The organism is Mesorhizobium sp. WSM4840, assembly GCF_055811755.1.
The window spans coordinates 194,353-207,222 of record NZ_JBVVQD010000002.1; the positions used below are offsets into that span (position 1 = coordinate 194,353).

Sequence of the window (12,870 nt, forward strand, 5' to 3'; positions counted from 1 at the left end):
GTCAGCTGGCAAGGCGCTAGGACCGGACGCCGCAGGGGAGCTAGTCCGCCACCTTCCATTGCTCGCGCGACTGGCTGGCCGGATAGACGCCCAGAATCCGCATTTCGCGCGAGAAGAAGGCAAGCTCGTCGAGCGCCAGTTTTACCAGCGGATCGTCGGGATGGCCCTCGATATCGGCGTAGAACAGGGTCGCCGTGAATGCGCCGAGCTGATAGCTCTCCAGCTTGGTCATGTTGATGCCGTTGGTGGCAAAACCGCCCATCGCCTTGTAGAGCGCGGCCGGCACGTTGCGGACGCGGAAGATGAACGTCGTCATCATCCTGGCGTCGGCGGAAGGGCGTTCTGCCCACTGCCTGTTCCTGGTCAGCACGACGAAGCGGGTGACGTTGCTGTCGGTATCCTCGACATTCTCCTCGATGATGTCGAGCCCGTAGAGCGTCGAGGCCAGCGCCGGCGCCAGCGCCGCCATGGTGCGGTCCTTCAGCTCGGCGACCAGCTTGGCGGCGCCCGCCGTGTCGCCGGCGACCACCGGCTTCCAGCCGTTCTTGCGGATATATTTGCGGCACTGGCCGAGCGCATGGATGTGACTGTGCACGGTCCTGACCTCGTCGCGCCTGACGCCGGGCAGAACCATCAGCTGGAAATGGATCGGCAGGAAATATTCGCCGACGATGTGCAGCTTCGATTCCGGCAGGAGGTGGTGGATGTCGGCGACGCGCCCGGCAATCGTGTTCTCGATCGGGATCATGGCGAGGTCGGCCTTGCCGGTCTCGACCGCATTGAAAGCATCCTCGAAGGTCGGGCACGGCAACGGCTCCATATCAGGGAACATGTTGCGGCAGGCGGTGTCGGAATTGGCGCCCGGCTCGCCCTGGAAGGCTATTCTGTTGGTTTTTTCAGGCATGCCAAATGTCTCAGGTTGACCAGATGTCTCAGGTTGAAAGGATGGTTCTGGCGCGTTCGAGATCGTCCGGCGTGTCGACGCCGAACGGCGCCGAATGCACGATCTCGGCATCGATGCGCATGCCGGCCTCGAGCGCCCGCAACTGCTCGAGCTTCTCGCGCCGTTCCAGCGGCGACGGCTGCAGCGCGACGAAGCGTTCGAGTGCTGAGCGACGATAGGCATAGAGGCCGATGTGGTGATAGAGCGGCCCCTCGCCCCAGGGCGCGGTGGCGCGGGTGAAGTAGAGCGCCCGCAGCCGTGTCTCAGACAGCGGCGAGCCGACGATCTTGACGACATTCGGATTGGTTTTTTCCTCGTCGCGGACGATCTCGATGCCGAGCGTGGCGATGTCGACTGTCGCATCCTCAAAAGGCCTCAGCGCGGCATTGATGATGGCCGGATCGATGGTGGGCAGGTCGCCTTGCACGTTGACGATCGTTTCGACCTTGCGCCCGGGATCCAGCGTGGCCAGCGCCTCGAAGATGCGGTCTGAGCCCGATTCGTGGCCCACCCGCGTCATCACCGCCTCGAACCCGTGCGCGCGCACCGCCTCCGCCACGCTTTCAGTATCGGTGGCGACCACCACCCGGCCGAGCCCGGCTTCGGCGGCGCGGCGGGCGACATGGACAATCATCGGGACGCCGGCGATGTCGGCCAGCGGCTTGCCCGGCAGGCGGGTCGAGGCCATGCGGGCCGGGATGAGAATGAGCGTGGACATCGGGTGATGAAGCGTCCGAAAAAGAGGAAGGGAAAAGTGGCAAAAGGTCTCACTGGCAGCGCCCTTATAGGTGTTGCAACGCCAGAGCAAAAGACCTAGTTTCCGCCCGATTTGACCGCCCCGCGGGGTGGTTCACGATTACCGACGGACAGAGTGGACAGATCGGTCCGCCGGAAAAGGGAGCCTGGGGCGTATGGACTCTTTCGAAATCAACAAGCTGATCGGCGGCCTGCTCGGAACCGTGTTCGTCGTCTTCTCGATCGGCATCATATCCGATGCGCTGTTCGCCTCCCCCACACCGGAAAAACCCGGCTTTGCCATCGAGGCGACCGAGGAGCCTGCCGAGGGCGGCCCGGCAGCCCCCGCTGCAGAAGCCAAGCCGATCGCCGACCTTCTGGCCAACGCCAATGTCGAGGCGGGCGCCGCCGTGTTCAAGAAGTGCCAGGCCTGCCACACCGGCGAAAAGGGCGGACCGAACAAGGTCGGCCCCGACCTCTGGGATCTCATCGACCGTCCCGTCGCCGAGCATGCGGGCTTCGCCTATTCGGCCGGCATGAAGGAGTTTTCCAAGGGCGGCGCCGAGAAGTGGACCTACGACAACATCAATCACTTCCTCCTCTCGCCGAAGAAGTTCGTGAAGGGCACGGCGATGGGCTTCGCCGGCCTGCCGAAGGACGAGGACCGCGCCAACGTCATCGCCTATCTGCGCACGCTGTCGGACAGTCCGAAGCCGCTGCCGACGGCTGGCGCTTCAGCAGCCGCACCGGCCGAAGGCGCGGCGCCGGCCAAGCCGGCAGAGGGTGAAGCACCGGCCGCCCCTGCGGCGCCTGCTGCTCCCGCACCAGCTCCGGCGCAATAACGCAATTGTAATCGAAACATTCCTTGAAAAAGCCGGGTTCAGCCCGGCTTTTTTAATGGCCGACCGGCTCCGAAAACGCTCTAAGGTGTTGAATTCCTTGAACCGGAGATTTGCACCTCATCCAAGACTGGTGAGTTAGGGACCGATCAATACACCTTCAAAAAAATTGGTAGTGTCTCAGTTTGAAATTTATACCCAGCGCGCCTGTTAGCAGGAAACGGGTGGCGATGGCTGTTGGTTGAGGTGAGATTGGGTGACCCTAACAAACGAGGTCGCTCCATGTTTTCCCTGTTACGCGCGCTTCATGTCCATGCCGCGAAACGTGGCGATGGGCTGTTACCGAAGCTGTTGACCATGTCGCCGTGGCCGCACGAAACGCCCATGAATGAGAATTCAGCCGCCCCTGTGGAAGTGCTGAACGTCGAACCCAAGCCGCCGGCTCGTCAAAGTCTCAGAAGGCCCAACATCGTCTGACTTTTAGGCCGCAATGGCCTTTTTGTAAGGACCACGCTGGCCGGGCTTCAGTGCAACGGCGTCCATCTTCTCGCAAAGGTCATCCATCGACCAAAGCGTCGGCGATAGGCGTTTGCACATCTCGGCCAAACGAATTAGGCGTTTCCGCAAATTTCAAACTGAGACACTACCAAAAAATTGTGTCGATTGTACAAACTCTCGAATCATGAGACATTAAGCCGGTTCTGAGCCTGTTGTCGCCGCGTACACAGTCGCCGTTAGCCGCTAAGGCTGCTATCCGCGCTGTGACGCTTGCAGAAAGGTTGCTCAGAAATTAATCCTCCCTGCAATTCGAACTGCGACCCGGTAACACGCTGGAGCGCGTCCGGCTCTCTTGAGGAGCCCCCATGGACATAATCATCCTCTATGGGAAGGGAATCAGAATTCGGGTTAGCGCCCGGTTCGTCATAACGGTCGTCACTTTGTTGGTGGCCTCGCTATAACTTCGAAGGCCGCCTTTGAGGGGCGGCCTTCTTCATTTTGCAGGGAAGCCCTAGGGACGTGTGCGAGGTCGCGGCCAGGATATCGGGTGCGGAAAAGCCTCCGCGCGCGTCCTACGCAGGCGGAGGCTGGGGAGCGGGAGGGTTTCAGCGCTTTACAAGCTGGATGATTTGGTCCGCTGACATAACGCCCATCTCGATGGTCCTGCGCATCGGTTCGAAAATCCGATACATGCTGGCGTAGTTGCCCGCCTTCGGCATGTGCGAGTTGAAGTCACGGCCCTTGAAGCGAGGGAACAAACCTAGGTCTTCGACGTATACCCGCGCGATGCTCATAAGCTCGCTCTCGTTGTTACCGTCGTATCCAGCGAATTTCGGGTCCTTGCCGAATGGTGCTGCTTCCGTCTCAACCCGTCCCTTGTCTTCAACACTCAGCCGGTCATACGCGCCTTCGATGAAGTCCCACATGTCGAGAACATTTAGCACTTCTCGCACGTTCCCTTCATCGTCCTCATGCTTATCGAAGACGCCGGAATACTTCCTTTCAAGCGACCAGAGATGGCCTCCAGCGAGCGCGCTCGATACCAATTCTGGGTCGATCTCGCCGTTGATCTTGTTGTGCTTGTAGATGTCGCACAGCATCCAAAGAATCAGTCTTTCACCGTCAGATATTTTCATAAGTCGCCTCCCTGAAGGATTAAATCAGACCAGACCTATATACTGGAATGGCGACAACTCAAGTCATGAAGTCGCCACCGGCGCGGCGGCCGCTTGTAGCGCGAGGCCTAACTTAGCTTCGGCTTCGCGCGCGGCCTTGTTACCCTGTTCGCCGTCGCGCTCGCCTTGGATGTCGCGCATCTCTTGGACCGATTTTGCGAACTGCTCATACGCAAAGCGCAAGTGTTCCTCGACATTGTTGAGGTCTTCGATTTTCGCCATTTCGTCCGGCGCGCGCTCCTCGACAAATTGATGAATGATCGACTTGAGCGGCCGACTAGTTTCGCCGACAAGAAGATCATGCGCCTGAAGTGAAGCGATGACCGCATGATCGCCCCTCGACAGGGCAGCAGTGATTGCGGCGTCGCGGTCGGTTTGGCTCATGCCACGAAGCACATCCCTGATTTCCCGGCTGTCGGGATAAGTGGCGAGGAGGCCAGCCTTGCCGCGCGCTTCATGTCGGAGCTTCTCCTTTGCCTCCAAAAGTTTCATGCCAGCAGAGCGAACGGCTGCGGTGGCGAGGGTCGTGGCTTTCTCGAAGCCGGCTTTGTATTTGAGTGCCGCCGCTTCGCGGGTCATCGTCGGGTCGACGGCGGATCGCGTGGCGTCCAACCCGTCCCAGAGCCCGGAAAGTTGACCCAAGGCAGCGAACACTACGACGAGCTCCGGCATGTCCGGATTGGTCACATTACCGCGTGCGATGTCGGCATTCAAAAGTGGCGGGCGAAGTGGCGTTTTCCTGCTCATGGCTTGGGCTCCGAGAGTTTCAAAAGGATGTTGAGATAGGCGTCCTGCCCTGCGTTTTTCCGCCCGATCGGATACGGCGATTCATACCGCTCGACGCCGGAGAGTGTCCGACCTTCCGCTATCAGTCCCTGTTTTGCGTCAGGACCGATGCGATGCCGAGTGGGAATGCGATCATCAGTCATGGATCCATCTTCCTAGTCTGCGCTGCTCCGCGACATAGTCCATGCCGGAGAACGTATCGGAGCCGATTTCTGGTGCTTGCTCGTGCTGCGGGCCGAAGTTGACGGCGTTGCAACCGCCGCCACCGTATGTTCCGAACGCCATCATGGGAGCTTCCGGCTGAAGCGTAGCTTCGAACAGGCACCCCGCCAGCGCGTTCGCCCGATCGTCGCTACCATTCTGCGGATGGTCGACCGCATCCTTGCCGCTTCGAGAGGTGCGCCTTTCGAGCATTCTCAATTCGCGGATCAGCGCCGGATCGTCGGGAATGGTCAGTGTGCCGCGAGCGAACGCCGGCGCCATCTCTAGGTAAAGCTGGCTCTTGTTGAGGGCGCTCTGGCGATAGGGCAACCCGGCCTTCTCGAAGGCGTCGGAAACCCATCGGCCCGCATAGGCGTCGCCGGTAATGTGCAGGCAATCATATGACTTCGCCAACAGCGCGTATTCGCCGGCAACAATCGCCGGATCGAAAGACCGTTCGCGGGAGGGCTGTTTCGCCCGGAGGACATCGAGGACGAAGACCTCATCTTCAACATGGCCGATCGCCACCGTAAATGCGTCATGCTTGCCGGCGCTGGCATCCGTGAATGCGACATATTCGATGCCGGCGCGAGGCGGCAGTTCGATCGGCCGTGCGGGATCGATCGCATCGTCAATGACTTTGTCGCCTAGAAGGCTGGAGATGTCGGTTCGAAAATGCCCATCCCATTCGGCCAGCGCCGCTTCCGGATCGTCCTTCCTCGCCCGGTCGATGATGCCCTGATCGATCGTCGGATTCAGTTCTTTAGTCGGTGCCTGAATGACCAGAATGTCGCCGTCGACATTGTAGTGATCGCGGTGCTTTTGAGCGAGAAGGCCAATTTTTCGATATGGGCTGCTGATCCCGACAAGGAGGCCTTTCGTTGTCGCCAAGGCCGGCACAACCGCGCGATATGTTTCCACGTCCGGCAGAGCCGATGATTCGTCACGCCAAAAAGCGCTCTCGTCGAAGACGCAGGCCAACAGCGTTCGGCCGCGAACCGTCCGAAAGGAATTCGGATGAACCGAAATGACGATGTTGCCGTGCAGTACAATTTCCTCGGTGTTGGCGCTGAGGACTAGCTGGCGCAGGACCGGCGAGGAGGAGAAGAAGCCGGCGACGTAACCGGCGATGACCTTCGACTGGTCGCGGGTTGGGGAGAGGATCAGGACATATCCGACCTCGCCGGGAGCGAGCCGGGCCGAGTGATCTTCGAACGCGGCGATGAAGCTAGCGATCAAGGCGGCAACACGTGACTTGCCCGAACGCCTGCCCGCGACACACCACAATTCGGAGACGCGGGAGGTTGGAGGAGAGCGGCCGGGACCGGCTAGGAGTTCGAATGTGTCCAGTTCGGGCTCGGACAGAGGAAGGCCGAAGGAGGCCTTGAGAACAACACGCCAATTCGCCCATGAGGAGAGGTCCGCGCCAAGCGCGCCTCCGAGCAGATGTCGGTCGCTCAAGGCTTCGTCTATGTTGGCATCGAGCATCATGTGCGGGCGGCCTTACGTCTGCTGGCGAGATAGGTTCGGAGGTCGGGTGTCACATCCTTGGTCTTGCGCTCGATGCCGAGTGTTTCGAGGATACGGCGCTGGTGCCCAGAGAGCCGGCCGAAGAGGTCGAGGTCCACTGGGCGGCCTTCGGCTAGGTCGCCCTCCATCCTCTCCAGTTCGATGCCGAGAGCGGCGGCGCGACGCACGAGAGCCTTCTGGGATTGGCTCAGGTTCTCGGAGCCGCCAAGATCGGAGGCGTGATCGGAGACAAGATCGCGGAAGCGCTTGGCCCATACGGTTCGACCATCGGCCGCGACGAATGTCTTGTTCCCGTTGGTGACCCCGGATCGTCCCTTAGTCTTCGGATCATGTGGCGCGGCTCTAGTCCCGGTCAAGTTTTCCCAGCCTTTCGGTGTATGCAGCGTTGTCTAAAGCCTGTGTGGACAGGAATTATGCCACCGCAAGCCATTGATTTATAAGGGAAAGATGGCCCAAAAACTACCGGTTCCTAACCGGTTAGCCGCGCGGATTGCGGCAGGAGACGGCCGGCGCAGGAAAATTCGGCTGAAGTGGCGTTTCTTTGGGGCTTGGTTTTCACAGCGACGAGGCAACAGCCGTCCCTCCGGCCGTCCTGTCCAAGCGTCCCGCAGGAAGGAACGCGGAAGCCCAAGCAAAACAAGGCTTCCCTTTACGTCCCTTATCGTCCTCTCTCTCTCTCAAAGATATAGGTAAGCGCGCGGGGTAGTATAGGCGGACACACTTTTACGAAGGACTAGGGGGACGCCGACCATCAACCTCATGCCCTGCATGGGTTTCAGCCGTCCCTGTCCCCTAGTCCCGTCCCGGCCCAGCCGGGAACGCTACATTGGAGCCTCGTCTTCTCCCTCGCCACCATGCCTCGCAGACACGGAACCATCGTCAGGATGGCGTTGAACCCATATTCGGCCCACCCAAGCCGAATTGCCCTTCACATATCCCCATTCGGGATTTCGACCTCCAAACCGGACCTTCATCCGCTTCCAACCCAAGACCTGCATCGCCTCACCAAGCCGCGCATTGTGCTCTTGGTGGCGCTGCCCGTTGGGGATGCCGAGAATGGTCCAAACGTCTTCGGACTTGATCTTTCCTTCCAACTCGCCAAGCACAGTTCCGATGACGCCAATGTAAGGCTCGTCAATCTGCCGATCTTCCTGTTCCAACGCGGCATCGCCCCACAGCACTGGGTCTAGCTCGATGCTCTCGCCCTTCGCCTCGCGTTCAGCAGCCTCCGCCCAAAGCTGGTCGCGATCCCGGCGCATCGCATCCAGATCGAACGTCGCGACCTCCACGGGCCAGAAGCGGCGGTTGCCGGTTTGGTCGCGGAGGTACTTCTTGTTGTTCGTCGTGCCGATGATGATCGATTGTCGGGGAACCTCTGTGGTCAACCGGCCATATGCGAGCCGCGCCTTGTCGCGTTGCCGGGAGAGGAAGGACTTGATGTGTTCGACTTCTCCTCGCTTCATGCCCTTCAATTCTGCCGCCTCGACGATCCAATGACCGGAGAGCCGTTCGATCACCTGCTTTGAATCAGCGCCTAGTGGCAGATCATCGGTGAACCAATCTTCGCGGACGGCCATAATGGCCAATGCCGATGACTTATTTTTGCCCTGAGGGCTTTCGAGAACCAGCATCTGGTCGAACTTAACACCTGGCTTCCGGATACGGCGCACGGCAGCAATAAGAACGATCTTAGACACTGCGCGAACGAAGGGAGTGTCTGGGGCTCCGGCATTGTCGATCAGCCAGGTTTCGATCCGCTCGTTGTCATCCCACCGCAAGCCGTCGAGGTAGGTTCGAATGGGGTGGAAGCTATTGACCACCGCCATGTTCGAAACAACGTCCCAAAAATACTCTTTCGAGACTTTTAAATTCAGCTGCTCTTCGGTTTGAAGCCAGAGCTGCCGCATGGCGATATCGTCGAGGTACGGGCCAAAGCCGTCAAGCCCTTCAACAAGCATCCGTCCAGCATTGCGATCTAGCCGGACCTCGATACCAAGCATGTTCAGCGCGATGCGGATGTTCGATTGCGTTGGGAGGGGTTTGCCGTTCGCATTTACCGCGAGTGTGGGAGCGTTGGTCATGATGCGCTCCTAATTTCGATCGCTACGGCGTCAGCGAGACGCAACAATTCATCGACCGTGTTACCGGCATCGAACCAGTCGGAGACGTCCCCTTTGTGGGGCAAGCCAGGGAGGCATAGCAGCCTTAGCCGCGATGCTTTATTGTGGAGGGTCTTGATGACGCGCATAGCATGTTGGCGGCCGCGTGGATCGTTGTCAGGCAAGATGATGCAATTCCGACCGGCAAGGCTTTCCGAGTACGCGGCGTTCCACTTCAAGGCACCGCCATAATTGCTGGTAGCAAGAAGGCCTTGGCGCTTTAACGTCTCAACATCCTTTTCGCCTTCGGTGATCCATACGACCTCCGCCAATCGCGCCGGGTCCGCGATCTGGACGAGGTTGTAGATTGGCAGCGGGCGAGGAACGCCTTGAAGGTTGAAGTAGTTGTCGAACCGGTCTTCCGGTTCAATGCGATCACCAAAACGGACCAGGTTGGGTCGGCGCGGCCGATAGGGCTTCCTGCCGTCCGGATTGACGCCTTTGTCGTTGTAGAAAACCAAGTTCCCTAGAGCGTCAGTATAAGGGAAAGAAGCTTCAAATACAGTATTCGGTCCCCATCTAGGGACGTCATCATCATCAACGTTATAAGAGCCGAACGAAGTTCCAGGGTATCTGCTCACTTTGGTCTCCAAAGAGAAAAGTGAGGCTTCAGTTTCTTTTCAAATCTATCAGGGGCCGTTTAAAGAGATGCGGTCCAATCTCTGTGCTTTGATTCGATACGAATGAATTGATACAGCGGCCTCAATTGTGTTTAACGATCTCGGCAGCTTTACGGGGTTGTGTAGACCCTATAAGATTCAAGCCGCGTGAGACCGCACAGGAACGAGAGAGACATTCCATTCACTGCCGGGGTGGCATCCACTGTCCCGGCAGTCTTTCTTTTACGGCGGTAGCTTTCGAATATTTTCTATGAAGACTGATGGGACACCGTACTTCTTTGCGAGGTCGAGCTCCATTTTCTTGCGGAGCCCCTGATGCCTCCTCAAAAAGAGGGTTGCGTCGGACGAAACAAAAGACGGCTCCCCACCGTCAGACGGCCATATGACGTCGACTGTGAATCCCGCCGTGACGAGACGCCGCGAACCTTCCTCCTCAGGCTTCATCTTTTGACCCTCGGTGGTGCATCGGCCGCAGCGCGCCTTCGGCTCGCGGCTAGGGTGAATTGTAAGGCGGTGACTTCTGCCGGCTCGCGACCGGCCTTCATCTCTTCGCGGAAGATCAACGCCTTTTCGCGAGCGGCCGCCATGTCGGCGTCGGTTAGCCGGTAGCGTCGTTGCGCGGCGGCGATGTCATCTGCGAATAGCGCACCCCAAAAAGTGGCGCGCCAAGCGGCGATTGCTGTCACATGGTCGGGACCCACAGGGGTGCTGGCGATAGTCTCGGACATCAGGCCGCGTTCCCCGGCTTCTTGCTTTCGAGGAATTCGCGGATTTGGCGCGGCGACCAGAGCCGCATCCGCTCCGATGGGCGATACGGTTCTGGGAATTTACCGGCCTTGATGAGGTCGCGAAGTTGAGTGTCTTTCCAACGACAACCCAATGCGGGAAGTTCACTGCGGGAAATGGTGGGAATGTCGTCGCCCGGTCCCGGCGCGAGGCTCGGGACGGAAGGCTGAACCGACGCCATGGCGTCGGTCGAAGTGGCTGCTTCCATGTCGTTTCTCCTTCGGTCGAAAGCGTGCGCAGTCGCGCTCTATCGCTTTGATCCGGAGGATCGTCGAAAAAGGAACGAGGAACCTCCCCCTATTTCTGCCCCTGTTTCTTGGCTTTTGTTATGTATGGTCGCAAATCCGCCTCCGGCTCTCCGATAAGGATGGCCGCGAGTTCCGCGCGCTTGGCGTCAGTGACGCGCCATTTAGGCGGAAAGCGGCCGATGAGCTTTATTGCTTCTTTTGCAGCACGCAGCTTGTGAGATGAGTCGACGTTCCCAGTGGGTATGGGCGTCGATTTGGCGATGGCATCGGCGTGCTTCTGAAGAGCTTTCAACTTCTCCTTCAATTCCGGTACCGGAGACGCCAGCCAATTGAAGGTCCGCGATCCGAAGTCGAAATCAACAGGGTTGAGCAGGTCTAAAAGTCTCTTCGTGGCGACAGAGATGTCCTCTGCCCTCTCCCGATCGGCTGCCTTCGGAATAGCGTGGACATGGCGCGCTTGAACCTCGGACCAAATCTCATGATTACTGTCCAAGACGGCGAGTTCAAACTTCTCCTTCATGTCGTCGGCAGGAGCGAGGAGCTTGGTTGCTGCCTTAACACGCTCCTTGCCAGCGATCCATTTCCCCTTAGTTCGTGCCACTAAGATGCCCTCCTCATCGGCACAACGTTCGGCGCGGACGGTGGATCAACGATAAGCCGGAGCCGGTCGGCCCAAAGTTGGAGAGCCTCGCGCTTCTCCTTCTCAAACTCATATTGATTGTACACTCGCTCCAGCCCCTTCACATCATGCCCAATCACCATTTCCGCGACGACCGACGGCACTTTCAAGGCAGCTAGCTGGGTGCGGACCGTTCGGCGCAGGTCGTGGTTGACGAATGGCGTCAGGGACGCCGGTTCCGGATCGCCGCGTTCGGCCGCAATCTTCTTCAGCTCCACCAGCATCAATTCGTCCAGCTTCTTTTTCGTGGTGCCGAACGCGCGGGCTGGAATGCGGCCTTTCTTGAGGGAGAAGAGGAAGGAACCGGGACCACCATTGTCGAAGCGTGGAACGGTCGCGAGGACTTCCAACGCGAGGTCACTCAGCGAAACGCGGTGGATGGCTTTGCTTTTGAAGCGCTCCGAAGGGACAACCAAGACATTCTCCCGAAGATCAAACTCCGGCCAAGATGATCGCGCGATCTCGTTCAGCCGCTGGCCGGTCGCGAGCAGGAGCCGGTACATCGGGCCATAAGGATATCCGAGCTCCTTAGTCGCGAGCCAAAAAGCGCGGATTTCGTCAGGGGTAAGGACCCTCTGACGCGGATGTTTCTTCAGTTTGAAATCCTTCTTCTGCAAATGCACGATCGGATTGTATTTCAGACCAAACTTCTTCCGCCGCTCCGGATTCATCGCCCAAGCGTAAATCCGCTTCACATGGTCGAAGACGTTGATGGCTTGGTAAGGCGCACCAAGCTTCTCCCGGCCGGAGCTATAGGTGCGCTTGCGGTCCCGGATCGCGGCGACCAGCGCAAACACGTCCTCATCTTCGACTTCGGGCATTAGTTTTGACATCCATGGATTGCGTTCCGGTTCGAGCAATTCAGTTCGAATTTCCCTCTCTGACGCGATCGCCCGGCGCTGCTTCCGAAACTCAGCATCGGCTAGGTAGGCCTCGACCACGACGGAGAACACTCCGGCTTGCGCGGCAATGGCGTCCGTCGCCGCCTTCGCTTCCGCACGCTCTTGGGCTGCCTTCTCCTCAGCGGCCTTCTCCGCTGGGTCTATGCCGGCGCGGCGGAGGGCTTCCCATTCGCGGACCTTGTCGCGGGCTTGGGCGAGGGAGACGAAGCCAGGCCGCTCACTTTCGGAAAACTCCCCGATGGCGCGGGAGGTCGCGGACGTGGCGCCCTTCTTCCAGCGCGCGTTCATGTAGAAGACTTTCGCCCGCCCTGACACTCGTACGCGGAGAGCCTTGGTCTCCCCACTGTCGGAGACCTCATAGAACCCGCCGTCAGGACGCGGCTTGAAGCCCGCGATCGATTTGACTGTCAGGCCATCTTTGGCTTTCGGGATGCTAAATCGAGTACTCATCACATTAGACCTCGCTAAAACTAGGGACCGAATCAGACACCGTTTTCGATCGGCTGTTACCGTCTGATAGCGAGCAATATAGTGTGAACATGAGTTGGAAAGGAAGAGCCGCCACAGCGAATTGCTTAATTAATTGAAGCACTTAACGTTCGATAGCGGCTCTAAACGCTGGATAGCAACGGATACCGCCGGACATACTTTGGTCGGGTTCAGCCCGGCTTTTTCAATGGGAAAATCGCATGTGCGGCGACAAAGCCGGGCTGTCGCGGTTTTCATGAGCGTCAAATGAACTAGATTGTCCGCTAACAGCTATCGCGCA

Annotated in this window: 13 protein-coding genes; 1 reads left to right on the forward strand and 12 read right to left on the reverse strand. The window is 58.9% G+C overall.

Annotation, left to right across the window (positions count from 1 at the left end; genetic code table 11):
* Positions 1 to 40: 40 nt before the first annotated feature.
* A complete protein-coding gene (locus AC0L3I_RS04405) occupies positions 41 to 904 on the reverse strand; it encodes a prephenate dehydratase (protein WP_473483939.1) in 864 nt (287 codons plus the stop codon).
* 28 nt (positions 905 to 932) lie between these two features.
* The gene (locus AC0L3I_RS04410) at positions 933 to 1,661 is read right to left on the reverse strand and encodes a 3-deoxy-manno-octulosonate cytidylyltransferase (RefSeq protein WP_473526097.1); all 729 of its coding nucleotides are present in this window, start codon (positions 1,659 to 1,661) and stop codon (positions 933 to 935) included.
* Positions 1,662 to 1,854: 193 nt separating this feature from the next.
* Between AC0L3I_RS04410 and AC0L3I_RS04415 the strand changes: the two genes are divergently transcribed.
* Positions 1,855 to 2,520, forward strand: a complete 666-nt coding sequence (locus AC0L3I_RS04415; RefSeq protein ID WP_473483945.1) for a c-type cytochrome — start codon at positions 1,855 to 1,857, stop codon at positions 2,518 to 2,520.
* Between the two features lie 1,100 nt (positions 2,521 to 3,620).
* On the opposite strand, the gene AC0L3I_RS04420 is transcribed toward AC0L3I_RS04415, so the two are convergent.
* The 10 genes from AC0L3I_RS04420 to AC0L3I_RS04465 form a co-directional block, all read right to left on the reverse strand.
* On the reverse strand, positions 3,621 to 4,151 hold the full coding sequence (locus tag AC0L3I_RS04420) for a YfbU family protein (protein WP_473526098.1): 531 nt from the start codon (positions 4,149 to 4,151) through the stop codon (positions 3,621 to 3,623).
* Positions 4,152 to 4,214: 63 nt separating this feature from the next.
* The gene (locus AC0L3I_RS04425; RefSeq protein ID WP_473526099.1) at positions 4,215 to 4,937 is read right to left on the reverse strand and encodes a hypothetical protein; all 723 of its coding nucleotides are present in this window, start codon (positions 4,935 to 4,937) and stop codon (positions 4,215 to 4,217) included.
* Positions 4,938 to 5,111: 174 nt separating this feature from the next.
* Positions 5,112 to 6,668: a terminase gene (locus AC0L3I_RS04430; protein WP_473526100.1), complete on the reverse strand. Its 1,557-nt coding sequence runs from the start codon at positions 6,666 to 6,668 to the stop codon at positions 5,112 to 5,114.
* Positions 6,665 to 7,063, reverse strand: a complete 399-nt coding sequence (locus AC0L3I_RS04435) for a hypothetical protein (RefSeq protein WP_473526101.1) — start codon at positions 7,061 to 7,063, stop codon at positions 6,665 to 6,667. The genes AC0L3I_RS04430 and AC0L3I_RS04435 overlap by 4 nt, the downstream gene beginning before the upstream one ends.
* A gap of 465 nt (positions 7,064 to 7,528) precedes the next feature.
* Positions 7,529 to 8,788, reverse strand: coding sequence for a virulence-associated E family protein (locus tag AC0L3I_RS04440; RefSeq protein ID WP_473526102.1), 1,260 nt, complete (start codon positions 8,786 to 8,788; stop codon positions 7,529 to 7,531).
* Positions 8,785 to 9,447 (reverse strand): hypothetical protein, encoded by a 663-nt coding sequence (locus AC0L3I_RS04445; protein ID WP_473526103.1) that lies wholly within the window; start codon positions 9,445 to 9,447, stop codon positions 8,785 to 8,787. The genes AC0L3I_RS04440 and AC0L3I_RS04445 overlap by 4 nt, the downstream gene beginning before the upstream one ends.
* 479 nt (positions 9,448 to 9,926) lie before the next feature.
* Positions 9,927 to 10,214 (reverse strand): hypothetical protein, encoded by a 288-nt coding sequence (locus AC0L3I_RS04450; RefSeq protein ID WP_473526104.1) that lies wholly within the window; start codon positions 10,212 to 10,214, stop codon positions 9,927 to 9,929.
* On the reverse strand, positions 10,214 to 10,480 hold the full coding sequence (locus tag AC0L3I_RS04455; protein ID WP_473526105.1) for a helix-turn-helix transcriptional regulator: 267 nt from the start codon (positions 10,478 to 10,480) through the stop codon (positions 10,214 to 10,216). The genes AC0L3I_RS04450 and AC0L3I_RS04455 overlap by 1 nt, the downstream gene beginning before the upstream one ends.
* Before the next feature lie 89 nt (positions 10,481 to 10,569).
* A complete protein-coding gene (locus AC0L3I_RS04460; protein ID WP_473526106.1) occupies positions 10,570 to 11,121 on the reverse strand; it encodes a hypothetical protein in 552 nt (183 codons plus the stop codon).
* Positions 11,121 to 12,551, reverse strand: coding sequence for a site-specific integrase (locus AC0L3I_RS04465; protein ID WP_473526242.1), 1,431 nt, complete (start codon positions 12,549 to 12,551; stop codon positions 11,121 to 11,123). The genes AC0L3I_RS04460 and AC0L3I_RS04465 overlap by 1 nt, the downstream gene beginning before the upstream one ends.
* Positions 12,552 to 12,870: the final 319 nt, after the last annotated feature.